This window comes from Micromonospora sp. DT229 (assembly GCF_049844505.1).
Lineage (GTDB): Bacteria > Actinomycetota > Actinomycetes > Mycobacteriales > Micromonosporaceae > Micromonospora.
On record NZ_JBNCLD010000002.1, the window covers coordinates 509650 to 527581 of the forward strand.

Sequence of the window (17932 nt, forward strand, 5' to 3'; positions counted from 1 at the left end):
TTGGGGAACAGGGAGGTATCACCACAGAAGGGTGTAGAACGGCCCGCTGAGAGCGCCGCAGAGGCAAGATCTCGGGTGTCCCGGTGTTGGGCGTAGGGCGTGGCGCTCTCAGTCGCTCTCAGCGGGCCGATTCCATGCATCGGCGGGCCGGTCAGGTAGCCAGTGGCGTCCGGCGGTGGGCCGGGAAGCGTTGACACGCTGACAACCCGCCGTGATACGGCCGTTTCCGCAGGTGGCGGCGGGTGCAAGGGTGTCAGCGGTCCCCGCTGACAGGCGTTGACACCCGTTGACACCGGGCGGGCCGGCGGGTGGAGTGTCAACGCCTGTCAGCGGCTGTCAACGCGGCCCGTTGACACCCTCGCGTGTGTCGTGGCCTGCGGAAACGTCACTGCCGGGGTGGGGTGTCAGCGTGTCAACGCTTCCGGGCTCCTGCTCGGCGGTGGCCCGTGGGTGGAGTTCGTAGCGGCCGTCCGGGCCGTGGCGGACCCATCCGAGCGCGACCAGCTCGGCGAGCACCGCCGACACGTCATCGGATTTCGGTAGCCGGCGGGACACGCGGCGGTGTAGTTCCCGGCGGGTGAAGGTGGTCATGCCTTTGCCGGTGAGGACGCCGAGCACGTACCGGGCGTTCTCCACCGCGCTGTCGGTGCCGATGGTGGTGAGGGCGGCCCGGTAGTGCGCGGCGAAGAACTCGGCGAGCCGTACGGCGTCGGCCATCCGGTCGGCGTCGATCGGCTTCCGCCACCCGTCCGCCGGGTGATGCGCCACGTGCAACAGGCCGGCTAGGCGCAGCGTGGCGCCGGAGAGTTTGTTGCCCCATTCCCGCATGTCGTAGAGGCTTCCGCCGGGCCGTAGCTCGGCTTCGACCTGCTCGGCGGCGGCCCGGCGGACGTTGCCGGCGTCGTCGGTCAAAGTCACCACGGCCGGGTCGGTCCACTCGGCGAGGGTGGCGGCCAGGTCGTGAACGCGGTGGCGGTAGCCGGCGGTCACCTGCTCCGGCACGGGCGGGGTGTCGACCGGCCGCCACCCGGCCAGCGAGCGGGGTAGGGCGAACAGGAATCGGGCCGGCAGGCCGCGTCCGGCCAGGTCGGCATTCCCGCCGAACTTGCGCAGCACGGTCGGTTGCGCCATCACGCACACCGTGAGCGCGGGTTTGTCGACCGAGGCACCTTCGCGGGTCTGCCGTTCGTTGCTCATCGGCTGCCCGGCGTGACCTTTCAGGTAGGGGTCAAGGTTCGGCGCGCCGGAGTATCGGCCGGCGAGGGTGTCGAAGATGCCGCCTTCATCGCTGATGATCGCCATGCGTCCGCCGTTGGCGGCCATCAACCCGATCAACGCTTCGGGGGTGGCGTCGTCCACGATGAGTTTCGGCAGACCGGGAACGGTGATCGCCTCGGCGGCGATCGCGGCGGCAACCGCCTCGGCGGCAGCGTCATCGCGCTTACCGGGGTCGGTGGCCTTTGCGGCAGCGGCTTTGGCTTGCTCGGCTTGCCGGTCGGCGATGTCCCGTAGGGCGGCGGCCTCGGCGATCCTCGGGCGGGCCGCCTCGGCGAGGGTGGACTGTGCGGCGAACAGGGGTGCGGTCATCGCCCGGTGCACGGGTGACTTGCGTTCGCCGGGGCCGGCGATGACGGCGGCGAAGATGTTGACGGGTTCCCGCCATCCGGCCACGGGTTCGACTTCCAGCCGGCCACCGGCACAAGCGGAGAGCACGGCCATGGCAAGGGTGCCGGCCATGGCCGGGTCGGTGGCGGTGAACCGGGCTACGCCGGTGACCATGTCTGCGAGCCAGCGCGGGAACACCTCGACCGGGAACGGCGGCGGCGTCGTGGTGGGGCCGGTCAAGGGCACTGGAACATCCCACAGCGGCCCGCCACCGGCAGGCTCGGCGGTGGCTTGCGGGTGGTCGGTGACCAGGTGCAACCGTGCGGCGCTCATGCGGCCACCTGCCGGGGCCGGCGGGCACCGGCGGTGAGGCCGGATCGGACGGTGCGGTACGCCTCGGCGGTGCGCAACCCGGCCGTCATCCCCGCCTGTTCCAGCACGGTTTGCGCGTCGTCCTCGGCGAGCGCGCCACCGGCTACCAATTGCCCGAGCGCCACCGCGGCCACGTACAGGCTGCGGTTGCGCTCGCCCGGTGCGGCGCCGGCCACCCGGTCGACTTCCCGCCCGATGGCGGCCCGCACGTACGCGCCGGCCCGGTCGGTGGGCAGGTCGACCACCACGGGCCGTTGCGGCGGCAACGGTGCCGGTGCGAGCAGCCCGGCCAGCCAGGCGGGCAGCGGCACCGGGTCGCCGTCAACCGCCACCGTGTAGGGGCGGCCGGCGGCGGTGGAACCGGCCGCCACGACGTAGCCACCGTGAGCGCGGGTGTCGACCATCGGGCCGAGCGTCCCGGCCGTGTTCCGCAGTGCCGGGCCGGTGGTGGGATGCCGGTAGTAGAGGTGGGTGCCGCCTCGGCCGGTGGTCACGGTGTAGGTCGGGTCGATGCTTGCGCCGTGCGTGGCGGCCAGCTCGGCGAGCACCGCCACGCCGTCGCGCCCGTCCGCCTCGGGTTCCTTCGGCGTGTCCAGGTCGATCACGACCAGGCGGGACGGCCCGCACGCGATGCCAATGCCGTAGGGGCGGGTCGACCACGCTCGCCGGATGCGGTCGGGGTCGGTGGTGGCTCGTTCCTCCCACCCCACGTGCCGGCCACCGGTGCGGCAGCGTGGGTCGCGGCCGGTGCACCGGTCGGCGGCGTGGTCGGGGAACGCGGGCCGCTTGTCGTCGGGGCGTAGCGGGAAGATGTGCCAGCCGCGTTCGGCGTGGCCTAGCGCGGCGGTAAGCAGGTCATTGGTGGTCATGGTGAGGCTCCCTTGCGGGATGGTCGGGGCGTGGATAGGCGTTGACGCAGGTTCCGGCCGCCCGGCCAGGGCGGCGGGTGTGTGGGCGGGACAGCGCGGCCCTTGCAGGTAGGGCCGTAGCCGGTCGGTGTGGTGGCAGTAGCGGTCAGCGGTGCCGATCCAGTGACCGCACCGGCCGCGGGTCACGGCCCGGCCCGCCTGGGCCGAGGCCGGGCCGCGATCGCTGCGCGGGTGACGGCCTGGCGCACGTCGCCGAGCAGTCCGACCAACTGACGCCGGGCGGCCACGTCGCCGGGGGCGAGCGCCACGCGGAGCCGGATTTCGGCGTGGTCGCGGCCGGCAGCGCTGCGAACGCGCACGAGCACCGCGCGGGCGCGGCCGGGGATGTCGACCACGATTTCGTCGGAGCGGTGTTCGCCGAGGCCGCATCGGTGGCCACCGGCGCACCATCCGGTGTGCCGGTCGCGGCCGGTCATTGCTGGCCTGCCCGGTACTCCGTGCGGATGTACTCGATGAGCCGGCGGCCGAGGCGCGGCCGGCGGCCGGTGCCGTGGCAGCGGTGGCACTCATGCAGTGCCCGGATGATCAGGCCGCGTCGTTCGCCGGTGCCGTGGCAGGCGCGGCAGCGTGGCATCGGCGCGGCGTAGCAGAGGATCAGGTGCCACGCTGCGTAACCGGCGGCGGTGAGGCTAGCTAGTAGGGCGAGGGTGACCACGAAACGCCTCCATCAGGCCGTTTTCAGGGTGTGTGAAGATCACGCCGCTAGGGACTAGGGCGCTGGCCAGGTTTCGGATTGGTCGCTAGTGGTGCCGCTAGGTCTAGCGGGGCTGGCCGCTAGACCTAGCGGCGATCGGCGCGGCTAACTGGCGGCGCGGTTGCCGTTGTCGCGGTCACGCTTGGTGATGGCGGTGAGGATGTGCGCGCGGTCGATGCCGCGTCGGTTGGCTCCCTTGCCGGTGTCGGGGTCGGTGCCCCATACCTGTCCGGTGGTGACGCCGTACGGCTTCAACGCGGCGGTCAGTTGCTCCCGCGTCAGCCCGGCGTAGACCTCGGGCCGTAGGCCGGTGAGACGTTCGCAGACGACCTCGGACCACAGCTTGGCCTCGCTGTCGGACATGACGGCGGCGATGTCGTCCAGCAGCGTGTCCCGGCGCACGGTCGCGGTGTCGATGGTCTGCCCGGCCGCGTGGCCGGTCAGCGTTCCGGCCGCCTCGCGGAGGGTGCGGGCGCGGCGGATGACCTGCTCTGCGGTCGGCCCGTCGATGTAGAACGTGCGGGTGATCGTCGGATCGTCGCCTTCACCGGCGAGGTAGCCGATACCCCGGTCCCGCCGAGAGAACATGGTCGCCTTGATGCCGGCCTTGTGCATCGACGTGCCGAGGACCATGTCGTTCTCGGTGTGCCCCATCACCTTCAAGCAGAACCGCAGCACCGCGTTGGCGGAGATGCCGGTCGGCAGACTCTTCGCGTCCGGGCGCTGGGTGGCCAGGATCAGCGTGATACCGGCGGCCGGGCCACGCTTGATCAGGTCCGTGCAGATCTCCTCGAACTCATCGCCGTACTTCGGGTGCTCAAACCACACCTGGCACTCGTCCACCCCGATCACGATCGGCTGCAACCCGAGGCGCTTCGTGCTGGCCAAATCTGGGGTGACCTTGTTCTCCGGGCACAGGTCACGCGGCAACTCCCGAATCACCTTCGTCCGGCGGCGCAACTCCGTGCGAATCTCTCGCATGGCGGCCAGGCCGTAGGCGATGTCTTCGTCTTCGTCACCGGCGCGGTAGCGGTGGCTGATCGGCTCCAAAGGCGACAGGTCCCCGGTGCCCTTCAAGTCGAAGGCGAGGATCCAGGCGCGGGGGTCGAGTGCCGCGCCGAGCATGGCCAGACGTAGGGAGAACGTCTTACCCATACGCGGGATGCTGCCCACGATCATGGAGGCGAACATCAGGGTGAGGGTGACGGCCCGGCCGCGCGGGTCGGTGCCGAACGGGAACGGCTTGAACAGGTCCACCGCCCCGGACTTGAGCAGCGGCCATGGGTTCTGCTTCGACCGGGAGAGGTCCTTGTCGGCGACGAACAGCACGAGGCGGCCGGGGTGTACCTCGGCGTTGGCCTCGGGCCAGACGCAGCCGAGCGGGCGGGTGAGCGCGGCGGCCAGCTCCTCCCGCTTCTCGACCACCGCCGAGGCGGTCACCCCGCGCGGTAGCTCCACGTCGGCGCGCCATCCGGTGCCGTTCTCCCGCTGGATCGGCGCGGGGAACCACCGTTTGCCGGTGTCGCCTCGGCGTAGTGCCTGGTTGATGCCGGAGATGTTGAGCGCGGCCAGGGCGCGCACCACCTCATCCGAGGTCAACGGCGTGACCGGGTTGCGCACCACCGCCGTGTCGAGTAGCGGCCGGTCGGCGGGTGCGCCGAGCAGCCCGAACACCACCACCACACCCGCCAGGGTGGCGGCCACGGCGGCGGCCGGCGCGGTGGCCAGCAGGCCGAGGCCGACCAGCAGCACGGCGGCGGTGGGGACGGCGGTCAGGCCGCGCCACCGCACCCGCCGATCCCGTTGCCGGGCAAGGGTTTGGTACAGGCGGGCCTCTTCCGGCCGGTCGATGGCGGCGCGGACGACGGATTGGCGGACGGGTTCGCCTTCCAGGTCGAACAACCACCGCACGTAGCCGCGCCCTACCCGGTACACACCGACCGGGGCACGCCACGCGAGCTTGCCGGCGTACTTCGGTGCCCGTAGCAGGTGGTAGCCGGTGGCGTGCGCGGTCAGGCCGGCGGCCCATGTCAGGTTGCCGGCGAACTCGGTGCGGGAGCGTAGCCAGCCGGGCAGGATCGGCCGGCGCTGCGCGTCGCGGAACCCGGTCAGGGTGAACCGCGGGCGCCGCTGCGCGTCGATGCTGTCGACCAGCACCGGCCCACCCTCGGCGGTGTCGTCGTCGCCGAGGTCGACACCGGCGCGGCGGGAACGGGCCGCGTCCAGGTCGACCACCTCGGCATCCGGCCCGGTGGCGTCGTCGGTCAAGTCGCGCTCGGCGGCCTGCCAGTCGAACCGGTCATCATCAGGGGCAGTCATGATGGGGATTCCTCCAACGGGTCTGTCGGATCGGTAGGGGGCCGGCGGCACGGCCCGTGGTTTGCGAGGCCGGAGGGCCGTGCCGCCGGGTTGGGCTAGATGGCGCAGAACAGGGCGGCGATGAACAGCCACCCGACGTGCCACGACTGATCGAGGGCGTACGCCCCGGTCCCGAGTGACGGGTTGTCGTCGCGGCCGGGCCGGGGCGTGCCGAGGCGGTAGAACCGGGCGCTGCCGGTACGGTCGGCGATCCACCGCAACGGGGTGCGCCGGTCGGCGATGTAGTGCGTCACGGCGGAGATGCCCAGTCCGACCGTCACGCCTGCCGGGTCGAGTCGGAGGCCGGTGCCGGCGATCAGGAACACCAACGCCAGCACCGCCGTAGCCGTGTAGGTGGCGACGTGCGCGGCGCACGCGAGGCGGCCTGCCCATCCGGGCTGTCCCTTGCAGTCGGCCTGGTCCTGAGTCTGAATCCAGTGATCGGCTACCTGGTGGGCGGCGTAGAGGGTGGCGAACACAGCGGCGAAGGCGGCGGCGTGCGCGCCGGTCGGGTCTGCGAGCATGGATGTCTCTCCCAAGGTCCGTGAGGGTTGAGGGGTGAGGCCGGCAGCGCAGCTCTTGGCCTAGGAACCGTGCTGCGCTGCCGGGCGTAGCTAGTCGTGCGACCGAACGAGGTGCGCCAGCGCGGCACCCATGCCGAGCACCGCCACCGGCAGGCAGGCAACGGCGGTGGTGATCCACCACGGAGCTATCTGCACTCCGGCAGCGACCAACAGGTGATACGCCACCTGGCCGAGCGCGCCGACCAGCAGCGACGCGATGGCAGACCACTTCGCGAACCGGCGTGCCCGGTCCGGTACCCGGCCGGACAGCCACACGTACAGGGCATAAGCGCCGTAGGTCTCGACGCCGATCGGCAGGGTGATCGCGGTGTTGATGGCGAACCCGTCCGCGATACCGGGCAGCGGGTGCACCACCCCGAATCCGGTGAGTCCTCCGAGTCCGACCCACCCGGACCAGATAGCCACGAACGCGGGAAGCGCCAGCAGGATCACCGGCCACACCACCGCCGGGCGGCCCGGCTTGCCGGGGGCCGGTGGGGTGGGCGTGTCCGGGTGACCGACCGTCTTGGCCTCGGCAACCGGCTCGGCCGGGGGGATCATCGGCTGCTCGGCGGCGGGTGGCGTGTGCTCGGGCACGGCCGGTACGGGTGCCGGGTCCGGGCCGATCGGCTCGGCGTAGTCCAACCGAGGCGCAGCCGGGGCGTCGGTGTCGGTCTGTGGTGCCAGCAGGGAACCCCGGACCGCCATCGCGGACCGCAGGGTGTCGGTCCGGGTCCGCTCGGCGTGCTCGGACTTGAGCCGGGCCAACAACTCATCGGCCTTCGGCGCACCGATGCGGAACTCCCGCATCAACCGGTTACGCGACGGGAACTCCTGCCCGTCCGGCAGGGGCAGAGCGCGGGCGGCGGGCAACAACTTCTCGATGGGCTGCGGGTAGCGGGTGCCGTTGATCGTGGGGGCGGTCATGCTGCTTCCTCCATCGGGTAGGCGCAGTCGACGCACTCGCCGAGCGAGCGCGGGATGCAGTAGGGCCGGACAACCCGGCAGGTCGGGCAGGTACGGCGGGCGGTCAACGCCGCGTCGATCGCGCGCAGTTGGGCGGGGGTGGCGGGGCGCTTCGGCCGGGCCAAATCGACCCGGTACAGGTAGGCGGTGCGGGTGCCACCGACGCCGCGCCAAAGGATCTGCGCGGCGACCGGTTGACCACCGGGGCGTAGGCCGGCGGCGCGCAGTTGACGGCGGGTGGCGTAGCCGGCAGGTGCGCCGCGCCACCAGTAGGTCGGGATGCCGTACTTCGTCCCGTCCGGGTCGTAGTAGGCGGCACGGATACGGGACATCAGGCCGCACGCTGCGGGTCGGTGGTGCGGGTGGCCACCTCGGCGGCGGCGCGGGTCACGCGGGCTTCGGCCCGACGCAGCCTGCGCCAGTCCAGGGCGGTCGGGCCGCCGTGGTCCTCGGCGTAGATCAGGGTGATCTGCGCGTCGAGCACGTCCAGCTCGGCGGCGATCAGCGGCCACTCGGTGTCGATCGCGGCCAGGTCGGCGGCGGTCGGCTCGGCGGTGACGGCGGGGAGGTTGGTGATCACTTCGATCGGTTCCTTCCGGATCGGCGGGAGCGTGCGGCCGGCGGGCAGGACCGGCAGTGACGCTCGTCGGGTGCCAGCGGGGCGAGCCGTCCGCAGCGGTTGCAGGTACGCCATACGGCGCTGTTGCGGGTGGTCACTCGAACGGCAGCGAAGACGCTCACGGTCATGACGGCTCACCTCCACAAGCGGGGATCAAGACGGGAAAGCCCGGGGTGAGGCCGCGCGCTATCAGCGCGACAACCCACCCCGGGACAGGTGCAGAGAGGCAGAAGACGTTCCGCGCGCCAAGATCCGGCCCGCTCGGCCCGCTCGCTCGGGATCTACCGAGGTCGGCCACCGTGTGACTCAAGGCGGGAATACCGCAAGCCAGATCAAACGCGGCGCTTCTGCTCTGAAGTTCTCAATGACCAACCGCACAGCGGGACGTAGGCGCGCAGTGCTGTTACGCACTGCCTTCCCCGGACCCCAACTGACGAGATACAACGTGGCGTTGTATTCGTGACGCTACAACGCCACGTTGTATTCGCGCAAGCACCTGTACCACGTAGGCTTGTACTGATGACTGACGCTGACCTGCCCGCCGACTGGTGGACGACGGACCACGTACGCACCTACCTCGCCTCGGTAGGTGCCCCGATCAGTCGCGCAACCTGGGCTTCTTACGTCTCACGCGGACAGGCTCCCGCTCCTGACCGGATGTTCGGCCGGTCCCCGGCGTGGCAGCCCGACACCATCCGGAAGTGGCAGGCCGAGAGGCCGCGTAAAGGCACCACCGGCTAGGTCGGATCATCTGGTGCCTCCTGTCCTCGGCTCCCGTCTGCGGCGGCACCTTGCTCGCCTGCCAATGAGACTGCCCGCCGGGCGGCGATTCGGGCAGGTCCTACGCACGGACACGAAGGACACGGCCTATGTCCACTGAGGTCCCACGGCAGTACAAGCCCAATCTCGTGCTGGTCAACCGCCGCAAGGCCGCCGGTTGGGAGTCGCGTAAGCGCGCCGCGCGAGAGCTGCACCGCGTCGGCCAACAACGCGGCATCCGCGAGACGCCCACGGTCGAGGCCATCGAAAAGGCGATGTACCGCCACGAGACCGGGCGTGTGGCGGTCACCGACCCCATCTACCGGCAGCTCTACTGCCTGGCGTACGACGCGAAGCCCCACGACCTGTTCGGCGAACTGACCGGCAACGCCGAGGACCGTCCGCACTTCACGGCACGATCTCACAAGTTCGTGACGGCGTTCGTTGGCGCTGAGGGGGCCGCCCGGTTGCGGGAGAGCGCCGGCTGCACGCCGGCCGCGGGACAGTGGCACACCTGCCACTCGGCACCAGTCGAGCACCCGGAAGGCGGCTGCACCCTGTACGTCTGGCCGTGCGGGTCGGTGGTTTTCCACCTTGTCGAGCCTGTGCAATTGTCCACGATCGCGGCGCTAGCCGCGTGGCGAGTCGCCTCCTATGGCGACAACATCAAATGGGCTATCGATTACCTCGCGCCCGTCGCGCCTGTTGAGGATGAGTCTGCGGTGTACGTCCTTGGTGCTCATTGGGTTGTTGAGCCAGCGTGGCCGGCAGAGCTACTAGGAACCGCGCTCCGCATCATGTCAACGCCGAAGGTGTTGTTGCACCGCGATCGGCCGATGGATGACGAACACTTGGCGCATGCCGAACTGGTCGAGCAGTCGTTGCTAGCCGAATCGTACGACCACACAGGCATCGAATCATTCGGCGTGCCGGGAATCTCTGTGGGCTACGCCTCATGGTCCGGAGTCGTGTACCACCCGATCTCCGCCGAGCGATCCCTAACGGAGCCCGAAATAATCTCGTGCGAGCTTGCGATCCAATCCATGTGGGCATATAGCGACGCGATCGCCCGTCAGGTAGAGCAGGGGCGAGACCCACAGGTGCCGCCGGAACATGGATGGCGATACCTTCGGGGAGTCCGCTCCCGGCTCACTGTTTCCCGCCTACGGGAAACCGGACAGCATCAGGCAATGCGCCGAGCAATCCTGCGAACCTGTGACCTAATGCCAGCCCTAGACCAAGCCATCGAAACCCTCCGTGATACGGATCGAGGTTGAGCCAATGACATCCGGTCGCCCGGTACTTGTCGTAACCGACATGCAAAACGGCTTCGTACGCGAGCAGTCAGCCCACATCGTTCCTGTCATCGCCGACCTGGTACGCCGCTGGCAGGCGCAAGAAGGCGACGTCCTTTTCACACGTTACCTCAACTATCCAGGTAGTCCCTTTGAACGCTTCTTCGGTTGGCGGAAGCTACAAACTGCACCCGAAACCGACATCATCTCAGAGCTCCAGTCCTACTTGCGGGCCAGCGCAGTCCTCGACAAGAGAATATATAGCCCTTTCACATCGGACGGAGAGGAGCTATTTCGGCGGAAGGGCTGGACGGAGTTCTACTTCTGCGGCATAGCCACAGAAAGCTGTGTCTTGAAAGGTGCAGTAGACGCCTTCGAGCGCGGCTTCACACCATGGCTAATCGCCGACGCTTCGGCTAGCCACGCCGGCCCAGAGGCGCATACCGCTGGCCTCTTGGTAGCGAGACGCTTCATCGGCCCGGGACAGGTGATTACGCGGAAGGAAATACCGTCATCACTCATTGGCAGCAGCCGCCCTTGACGTGCGCCGCGAGCGCATTTATTAGGAGTAAGGTCTTAGGTGCGCTTTCCGTTCGACACAGGAACAGGGTACAGGCGTGAGAACGTGCGTTCGGTCCGGCCCACTGGCTGCCCGGCGAACGTCTCAATCACTCCTCCCGCTTCACCTCAACGGGCTGGTCGAGTTGTTGCTGCCGCTTGTTCTGTTCATCACGAAGTCGTTCGACGTTAGCCGCAAAAAGGGCATACGCTTTCTTTTCGTCCAAATCTGTATAGCTTCCTACGCGAAGCTCGACAGCCTCATACTCTCGCTCGATTGCGTCTGCTGTTTGCTGCGAGTTGAAGCTCCGCTCGTGATATTTGTAGTAACCCATGAATCCTGCGGCCAATCCCACGAGAGTACTGGCTCCGACCGTCACCCATCGCGCGGCACCGTAGGAGACTGATGCTGTAGCAATCGCGGAGGTGACGACAGAGCCAACGATGATGACGCTCTGCAGACGATTGTGTATCCTCCGCGTACTGCTAGCGTCTTCTCGAAATTGAGAAATCAGGTCCGGAATATCGTCCCTATAGCGCTTCTGCGCTGGCAGCGCTGAGTCGGTCTGACCATCTGAACTGTCGTCCATGTCCGACAAGATGCGTCGACGTAGGACATGAAGCTTTTTGATCATGATGCGTGTCGCCCTCGTGCGCTTGTACTGCCGGTAGATCAGCACAGGTGAGGCGAGCAGCGAGGTGGCACACACGGCGTATATCAGCAATGAGAACCGGGCAATCTGATCAATGCCCGATAGGGCGGCAGATCCTGCGAGAGCCACAAGGGCGACGTTTCCGACGAAAGTCCAGACCTTTCCGATTCTTCGCCACACTTCTTGAAGATGGAGCTTATCTTCTGCATCGATAATTGCGCTGCGCACATGGTCGATGTCCCAACTTTCAGACTTGCCGTCAGTCAACTTGGTCCATTTTTCTTCGTTCGATTCACTCTTGCCACCCCTAGACTGAGCGATCCGCGACCACATAGTGCGACGGTATGATCACCGAATCGAGCAAGCAAGCCACAGGCGGGTCGGGTTATCGACACTTGTCAGTTGCTTCGCAACGTGCATGACCCTCATCATCGAGCCCGACCCGCTGAGGTGCTGCTCTATCCCGGGGCAGCGGGACAGTGGTCTTGGTCTCACGGGGGTTGTAGACGCCGCACTTAGCACAGCCAAGCGCCGGGACGCCGGTGGCTGCGGCCGACAACAACTGTTCCGGAGGGTCAGTGCTTTGACCACGCCCCGCTCTCTGGGCGTGGCTCGTCGGTAGGCTTCAGAGGTGGCGAGCCGGACCGGATGCAAGTCCACCGGATTGCTCGTCTCAAACGTCGTCTCGTTCATGACGGTCCACCACGGGCCACGACCGTCCTCCCAGAGGCAGACGACCAGGACAGCGACCATGCCCGTCAACGCACGGACTCGGCCGAGCAGACTTGGAAAGCGTGTTGGGTTAACACCCTCACGAGTTCGAATCTCGTATCCTCCGCTCGCTTGAGCAGCACGAACGACAGGGCCGGCCCCACGGGGACCGGCCCTGAGTCGTCTCTACCGGTCGCCCCGTCTCAGTGGCTGACCGCATGGCGACTGACTCCGAGTCGGCCTGATCGCCAGACGACGGACGCCTTCAGCCAGATGGCTCTTCCCAGGGATCCACCGTGACGATGCCGGTGTTGGCGAAATCCTTCAGGTTGCGGGTGGCGAGGGTGGCCGCCTGGGAGCGGCAGATCGCAACGATCTGCGCGTCGAAGCCGCCGAGCGGGTGGCCGGCACTCTCCCGGTCAGCGACGGGATGGAGTGATCGACTCCGTTACGCCGTAATGGCGGTCTCCGGCTCGGCGGGATCCCGCCGTTTCGCCGTAACGGCGAGGTCCCCCAGAGTCAACATCAGCACTCGGTTGACGGTATATAACGGTGGGCGTACTGTCGATGACATGCAGGAACCCACTTTTCTGATCCTCACTGCACTCGCCGCGCAGCCGCTGCACGGCTACGGGGTCATCCGAGCGGTCGATGAACTGTCGGGGGGCGAGGTCAAGCTGCGACCGGGCACCCTCTACGGCGCCCTCGACCGGTTGGCGGAGCAGGGCCTGGTCACCGTGGACCGGGAGGAGGCCGTCGAGGGCCGGCTGCGCCGCTACTACCGGCTCAGTGATCCGGGGGCCGCCGCCCTCAAGGCACAGGTCGAGCGGTTGCGCCGGCACGCCGCCGCCGCTGAGACCCAGCTCGGCAAGCGCCTGGGCAATGCCCTGAGCTTCGGCACGGTGACCGCATGACCGCCGCCTGGCCGCCGGCCGACCACAGCGCCGCCTGGCTGCCCGACCCCACCGCCGGAAAACAGCCGCGCCCCGACCGCAACACCACCGCCTGGGTACCCGACCCCACCGCCACGCAACAGCCGCGAGCCGACCGCAACATCGCCGCCGGGCAACAGTCGCGATCAGACAACACCACCGCCGGGCTACAGCACCAGGCAGACCACGACACCATCGCCGCGCAGCAGGCAGGGGTCGACGCGGTCGGTTGGCCTGCGGCGGATGAGCGGCTGGAGCGCGGGTACCGGCGGTTGCTGCTGGCCTATCCGGGTCGGCACCGGCACCGGCACGGCACGGAGTTGGTGACCACCCTGTTGGAGATGGCCGCACCCGGGCAGCGCCGTCCCCGTCTCGGCGATGCCCTGCACCTGGTCGGCAGCGGTCTGCGACTGCGGTTCAGGTTGCCCGCCGGTCGTCCGATCATGGTGGTCGCGGCGCTGCTCACCGCGCTCACCCTGGGCGGTTTCGGTGCCGCCGCCGGTTCGTGGCTGGGTGCCCAGACCTTCACGAGCCTGCCGGACGACGCCGCGATGACCCGGCTGGCCCAGCAGGCCGGGGCGACCGGTGAGGTGCAGGCCCACCGGCAGAGCACGAATTGGCACGCCGGGCGGGTCGACGCTACCGGGTCCGCCTCGGGCTGGGATGCCGAGCAGGTGCGGCAGCGGTTCGCCGATGCGGGTTGGGCGGTCTCCGGGCTGACTCCACTCTCCGGCAAGAGTGTCACGACCGACGAGAGCGGGAAGACCGTGGTCGAGACCCCGTTGAGCGGGGATCGGTTCACCGCCGAATCCAACGGGCTGATCATCGAGGTTCGCGGGTACCTGGCCGAGGATCGGGGCACCGTCTCGGTCGATGCCCGGCAGACGCGTACCGCCGCGTTTCTGCCTCTGGTCCTGGTCGGCACCCTTCTCGGGCTGGTCGTCGGCTGGCTGATCGCGGCGGCCGTCGCGTACCGGATAGCAGGGACTGCCCCCGGGCGGCGGGTGATCGCCGCCGGGGCCTGGGGGCTGGCGTTGTTTGCGCTGGCGCTGCCGGCGGTCGCGCTCTACGGCAACCTGGTGCGGGTGTTGGGCAGGAGTGCGGACGAGGGCGGGCTGCTGACCGTGCATAGTGCCTTCACCCCGGGCGCCTACTACTACCCGGCGGGCCCGGCCTGGCTGATCCTCGGGTTGAGCATCGCCGGGCTGCTGGCCGTCGTGGTGGCGGTACTCGTGGCCCGGCCCGGTGAGCAACCACCACAATCCGCGGTCGCGGCGGGCTGATCGCGACGACAACGGGGGAGGGGGCCGCCGGCGACGCCGCGCGGCCTCCGGTCGTGGTTCACTCGCGCTGGTCGCCGGTTCCAGCACCCCCGGAGGTACGCGGACAGCCTCCTACCCTCGGACACGCGCCCAGGACACGAAGCGGTCGAGCAGTATGACGGCCGAGATGACGTCACCGAGTTCGGCGGCGGCCTCCTCGTGCAGCGCCGCCAGGTGGGTCAACAGTCCGGCCCGGTCCTCCCGGTACCGCCCCAGCAGTCGCAGCTTGGCCGCACTGCACGGCCACGCGCTGCCGCAGGCCCGGCACCGCCACGACGGGCGCGACGGCAGGTGCTCCCGGCGATGTGACGGGTGTAAGCAACGCCGACTCATCGCCCCTCGCCCCCGACTGCCTGCCCCCGCCGAGGGCATCCAATTGCCTGCCCCCGCCGAGGGACTCCGGTCGCCTGACCCCGCCGAGGGCATCCAATTGCCTGCTTCCGCCGAGGGCGTTCAACCTGCTGCGGCACGGTCTCACCTCGATCTGCTCGCCGGCCGAGCCGATGGGCACGGGCGCCACCGGTCGCGGTGATCCGTTCGTGCTGTCAGCTCGACAGGGCCTGCTGAGAGTGGATGGGAGCCGCCGCCGTTGGTCGCCGACGGCGGCCCCCGGACGCCGTGGCCGCCGGGTCAAGGGGGATGAACCTCCACCGGCCACGCCGTCGATACCCCAATTTGGCGCAGGTGACGGGACAACTACATGGCGTAGCTATATGGTGCCCAGATATTCGGGACATCCAGGTAGGAGGCACCATGAATGACGCGCTGCGGGTCGCCCTGCGGGACACCGGGCACACCATCGAGTCCTTAGCGGATCGCGTCGGGGTCGACCCCAAGACAGTCAGCCGGTGGCTGCTCGAAGATCGGATCCCACATGCCCGGCACCGGCTCACGGCGGCAGATGCGCTCCAGAAGAATGTCTCGGACATTTGGCCGGACATTTCACGGCGTCGGGCGCTGGTCTGGTTCCGCCCCTGGCAGGAGATCGAACGCGAGGCGACCACCCTGCGCTCGTATCAACCCCTGGTCGTGCCGGGCCTGCTCCAGACCGAGGAGTACGCCCGCGCGGTGCTCAGCGGCGGCGGCCTGATCCCCCGCAGCGAGGTGGAGCGGGTGGTGGCCCACCGAATGTCCCGCCAACTGATTCTGCAACGGGAGGAGCCGCCGCGACTGACCGTGGTGCTGGACGAGGCGGTGCTGCGCCGCCCGGTCGGCGGCCCGGCCGTCATGCGCGAGCAGTTGCTGGCCCTGGCCGAATCCGCCGGCCAGCCGAACATGCGGGTGTACGTGGTGCCGTCCACTGTAGGGGAATATGCGGGGATCAATGGGCCCTTCGTGCTGGCCACCGCAGATGATCACCGCATCGCGGGCTACCTGGACAACCAGTTGCAGGGCCAGGTGGTTAGCGAACAGGACGACATCGCGGCGATACTGGCCGTGTGGGAGAACGTGCGTGGCGAGACCCTGTCGCGCTGGCAGTCGGTCGATCTGATCAGGGAGGTAGCGGAGTCGTGGAGCTGAACGAAGTCCGGCTGACCGGCGCCCGGTGGCGCAAGAGCAGCCGCAGCAGCGGCAACGGCGGCGACTGCGTCGAGGTCGCGGACAACCTGCCGGGCCTGATCGGGGTACGCGACTCGAAGGATCCGACCGGGCCGGCGCTGGTCTTCACCCCCACCGCCTGGCGGGCCTTCCTCGCTGAGATCGACAAGAACTGATCCCGTCGTACACATGTTCTATCCACAGGCTGTGGACGCCGGGTGAGTTACCAGCTCAGCGCGATTGTCGCGGACGCCGAACTGCTCCGCGAGGAGACCCGCGAGCTTGATCATGCCGTCCTCGGCGAGCTGCGGCAGGACTTCGCCCTGCTGCCGGTGACCCCGCAGTTGGTGCAGGAGCTGACCGGCACCGCGCCGGACTACGCGACCGACGAGCCCGGCCCGGAGCAGCCCTTCACGCTGACCTTCTCCCCCGCGTTGACCGAGATACTGGCCCGCTGGTCGCGGCGCGGGCCGGTGGCGTACCTCGAGGCGGAGTTCGCCGGTGGTGTCGGACGCCAGGCGGCGGCGGTCTGGTTGGACGGCGCGCTGGCCTGGGGGCCGCGTTTCGATTCGACCTTCGACCGGTCGCGCCCGCAGTGGCCGATCAACGCCGCTCTGATCGAGTTGGGCGCGGAGCCCGGCAACTGGATCGACCCCTTCGCCGAGCTGGGGTTACACGTCGAGCGGAGCACCGAAGGGTGGCTGGCGCACGGGCGACGAGGGCTCAGCGCCGACTACTGGGACGAGCTGGCCGAGGAATGGGAAGCCCGGCAATAACCTCAGCGCTCCCGTCCCGTTGGGGACTTGGGGGATTCTGATGAAATTGCGACAATTCGGCTTCATCGCCGCACTACTTCTGGCTGCCTCGGTATCGGGCAGCGGACCCATGCCACCGGAGGGCATCGCCCTGCCCGAACCGGTCGCCTCGGTCACCGTGGTCGATCTCGACGGGCTGACCGATGTGGACTTCGGCGACACCGAGGCCGAGCTGACCCGGCGCGGGATCCTGCGTACTGATGTCGATGCCTGCGGCCCGACCCTGGCCGGACACGCCATGGTCAGTCCGATCTTCATCGACGATCGGCTGGTGCTGCTCTGGGCCGGTGACCCGGCCCGCACCCCGGAGGGAATCACCGCCGGCACACCGATCGCCGAGGTCCGGGCCGCATATCCGACCGTACGGGAGCTGCGTGCTCCACAGGGGACGTACCGTTTCGACGGTCTGCTGGCCCGCGACGGCGACCGCGCCTACCTCTTCCTGCACGACGGCCGGACGGTCCAGAAGATTATCGCCGGCTACGCCAGCTGGGCCCATCGCCTCTTCGTCGAGGGTCACGGCCCCTGCTGACCCGGCAACGTCCGCCCAGGCCCTGAGGTCAGCGTGATGCCGACCGTCAGCGGGGCTGCGGGACCGGGTGGAGGCAGATGCCGTGCATCAATACGTGCATGATCGAGCGGGTCAGTTCCTCGGGCGGCGTGGACGCCGGGGCCCAGACGAACGTATAGATGAACAGCCCCAGGACCCCCTCCACGAACGCCAGGTCCAACGACCTGAACTCGCCGGCGTTCGCCCCCTCCTCCAGGACCCGCCGCCAGTGGTCGAGGTACTGCTGGCGACGCTGAAGGATCTGCGCCTTGCCGTCCGCCCCGAGGACGCTGTACTCGCGTAGGAAGACCGTCCAGGCGGCGAGGTCGGCGGCCATGGCGTTGCCCAGGTCCGTACCGAGCTGCCGCAGCTTGCTGGCCGCGTCGCTGTCGGAGGCCAGGATCCGGTCGCTGCTGATCAGGATTCGGTCGATCGGATCGAGCATGATCTCCAGCAGCAGCTCCTCCTTGCTGGAGATGTGGTGGTAGAACCCGCCCTTCTGCAGACCGACCGCGTCGAGCAGCTCAGCCAGGCCCGTGCCGTGATACCCCTGCCGCGCGAACAGATCGGCGCTGGCGGTGAGGATGCGGGCCCGCGTGTCTTCGCTCCTCGTTCGCATCAATTGTCCCTTTCAGTGACCCGGTCGAATGCGAGCGGGTTACGTTTCAATTTCAGGCTATCGGACCGACCGG

General features: G+C 68.7%; 21 protein-coding genes. 9 read left to right on the forward strand and 12 right to left on the reverse strand.

Annotation, left to right across the window (positions count from 1 at the left end; all coding sequences use genetic code 11):
- Positions 1-336 precede the first annotated feature (336 nt).
- From ACLQ2T_RS05170 to ACLQ2T_RS05210, 9 genes are all read right to left on the reverse strand, one after another.
- On the reverse strand, positions 337-1938 hold the full coding sequence (locus tag ACLQ2T_RS05170; protein WP_425764803.1) for a YfjI family protein: 1602 nt from the start codon (positions 1936-1938) through the stop codon (positions 337-339).
- Positions 1935-2846 (reverse strand): bifunctional DNA primase/polymerase, encoded by a 912-nt coding sequence (locus ACLQ2T_RS05175; protein ID WP_425764804.1) that lies wholly within the window; start codon positions 2844-2846, stop codon positions 1935-1937. Before ACLQ2T_RS05175 ends, ACLQ2T_RS05170 begins: the two co-directional genes overlap by 4 nt.
- A gap of 182 nt (positions 2847-3028) precedes the next feature.
- Positions 3029-3322 carry a hypothetical protein gene (locus tag ACLQ2T_RS05180; protein ID WP_425764805.1) on the reverse strand — a complete coding sequence of 98 codons (294 nt, stop codon included), beginning with the start codon at positions 3320-3322 and terminating at the stop codon, positions 3029-3031.
- Positions 3319-3561 (reverse strand): hypothetical protein, encoded by a 243-nt coding sequence (locus ACLQ2T_RS05185; protein ID WP_425764806.1) that lies wholly within the window; start codon positions 3559-3561, stop codon positions 3319-3321. Before ACLQ2T_RS05185 ends, ACLQ2T_RS05180 begins: the two co-directional genes overlap by 4 nt.
- 144 nt (positions 3562-3705) lie before the next feature.
- Positions 3706-5919: a cell division protein FtsK gene (locus tag ACLQ2T_RS05190; protein ID WP_425764807.1), complete on the reverse strand. Its 2214-nt coding sequence runs from the start codon at positions 5917-5919 to the stop codon at positions 3706-3708.
- Positions 5920-6014: 95 nt separating this feature from the next.
- Entirely contained in the window at positions 6015-6482 is a 468-nt protein-coding gene (locus ACLQ2T_RS05195) for a DUF3307 domain-containing protein (RefSeq protein WP_425764808.1), read from the reverse strand.
- Positions 6483-6572: 90 nt separating this feature from the next.
- A complete protein-coding gene (locus ACLQ2T_RS05200) occupies positions 6573-7448 on the reverse strand; it encodes an ABC transporter permease (protein WP_425764809.1) in 876 nt (291 codons plus the stop codon).
- Positions 7445-7819, reverse strand: a complete 375-nt coding sequence (locus ACLQ2T_RS05205; protein WP_425764810.1) for an RRQRL motif-containing zinc-binding protein — start codon at positions 7817-7819, stop codon at positions 7445-7447. The genes ACLQ2T_RS05200 and ACLQ2T_RS05205 overlap by 4 nt, the downstream gene beginning before the upstream one ends.
- Positions 7819-8067 carry a DUF6284 family protein gene (locus tag ACLQ2T_RS05210; RefSeq protein WP_425764811.1) on the reverse strand — a complete coding sequence of 83 codons (249 nt, stop codon included), beginning with the start codon at positions 8065-8067 and terminating at the stop codon, positions 7819-7821. Before ACLQ2T_RS05210 ends, ACLQ2T_RS05205 begins: the two co-directional genes overlap by 1 nt.
- 558 nt (positions 8068-8625) lie before the next feature.
- Here ACLQ2T_RS05210 and ACLQ2T_RS05215 point away from each other — a divergent pair.
- The 3 genes from ACLQ2T_RS05215 to ACLQ2T_RS05225 all read left to right on the forward strand — a co-directional run bounded on the left by ACLQ2T_RS05215 (position 8626) and on the right by ACLQ2T_RS05225 (position 10701).
- Complete coding sequence (locus ACLQ2T_RS05215) at positions 8626-8847, forward strand: helix-turn-helix transcriptional regulator (protein ID WP_146017628.1); 222 nt, start codon at positions 8626-8628, stop codon at positions 8845-8847.
- Between the two features lie 128 nt (positions 8848-8975).
- A complete protein-coding gene (locus ACLQ2T_RS05220) occupies positions 8976-10142 on the forward strand; it encodes a hypothetical protein (RefSeq protein WP_425764812.1) in 1167 nt (388 codons plus the stop codon).
- 4 nt (positions 10143-10146) lie between these two features.
- The gene (locus ACLQ2T_RS05225) at positions 10147-10701 is read left to right on the forward strand and encodes a cysteine hydrolase (protein WP_204292915.1); all 555 of its coding nucleotides are present in this window, start codon (positions 10147-10149) and stop codon (positions 10699-10701) included.
- Between the two features lie 127 nt (positions 10702-10828).
- On the opposite strand, the gene ACLQ2T_RS05230 is transcribed toward ACLQ2T_RS05225, so the two are convergent.
- Positions 10829-11704, reverse strand: coding sequence for a DUF4231 domain-containing protein (locus ACLQ2T_RS05230; protein WP_239089175.1), 876 nt, complete (start codon positions 11702-11704; stop codon positions 10829-10831).
- A 950-nt stretch (positions 11705-12654) separates the two neighbouring features.
- Between ACLQ2T_RS05230 and ACLQ2T_RS05235 the strand changes: the two genes are divergently transcribed.
- Complete coding sequence (locus tag ACLQ2T_RS05235) at positions 12655-12996, forward strand: PadR family transcriptional regulator (protein WP_425764813.1); 342 nt, start codon at positions 12655-12657, stop codon at positions 12994-12996.
- On the forward strand, positions 12993-14297 hold the full coding sequence (locus ACLQ2T_RS05240; RefSeq protein WP_425764814.1) for a hypothetical protein: 1305 nt from the start codon (positions 12993-12995) through the stop codon (positions 14295-14297). The genes ACLQ2T_RS05235 and ACLQ2T_RS05240 overlap by 4 nt, the downstream gene beginning before the upstream one ends.
- Positions 14298-14408: 111 nt before the next feature.
- Here ACLQ2T_RS05240 and ACLQ2T_RS05245 read toward each other — a convergent pair whose 3' ends face one another.
- On the reverse strand, positions 14409-14669 hold the full coding sequence (locus tag ACLQ2T_RS05245; RefSeq protein WP_425764815.1) for a flavin reductase: 261 nt from the start codon (positions 14667-14669) through the stop codon (positions 14409-14411).
- A 420-nt stretch (positions 14670-15089) separates the two neighbouring features.
- Between ACLQ2T_RS05245 and ACLQ2T_RS05250 the strand changes: the two genes are divergently transcribed.
- Genes ACLQ2T_RS05250 through ACLQ2T_RS05265 form a run of 4 tightly spaced genes read left to right on the forward strand, consistent with a single transcriptional unit; the run spans position 15090 to position 17222 of the window.
- Positions 15090-15857: a Scr1 family TA system antitoxin-like transcriptional regulator gene (locus ACLQ2T_RS05250; RefSeq protein WP_425764816.1), complete on the forward strand. Its 768-nt coding sequence runs from the start codon at positions 15090-15092 to the stop codon at positions 15855-15857.
- Positions 15854-16051: a DUF397 domain-containing protein gene (locus tag ACLQ2T_RS05255; protein WP_425764875.1), complete on the forward strand. Its 198-nt coding sequence runs from the start codon at positions 15854-15856 to the stop codon at positions 16049-16051. Before ACLQ2T_RS05250 ends, ACLQ2T_RS05255 begins: the two co-directional genes overlap by 4 nt.
- 42 nt (positions 16052-16093) lie before the next feature.
- On the forward strand, positions 16094-16651 hold the full coding sequence (locus ACLQ2T_RS05260; RefSeq protein ID WP_425764817.1) for a hypothetical protein: 558 nt from the start codon (positions 16094-16096) through the stop codon (positions 16649-16651).
- A gap of 40 nt (positions 16652-16691) precedes the next feature.
- Positions 16692-17222 (forward strand): hypothetical protein, encoded by a 531-nt coding sequence (locus ACLQ2T_RS05265; protein WP_425764818.1) that lies wholly within the window; start codon positions 16692-16694, stop codon positions 17220-17222.
- A 46-nt stretch (positions 17223-17268) separates the two neighbouring features.
- Here the strand turns inward: ACLQ2T_RS05265 and ACLQ2T_RS05270 are convergent, their stop codons facing one another.
- Positions 17269-17859: a TetR/AcrR family transcriptional regulator gene (locus ACLQ2T_RS05270; RefSeq protein WP_425764819.1), complete on the reverse strand. Its 591-nt coding sequence runs from the start codon at positions 17857-17859 to the stop codon at positions 17269-17271.
- Between the last annotated feature and the right edge of the window lie 73 nt (positions 17860-17932).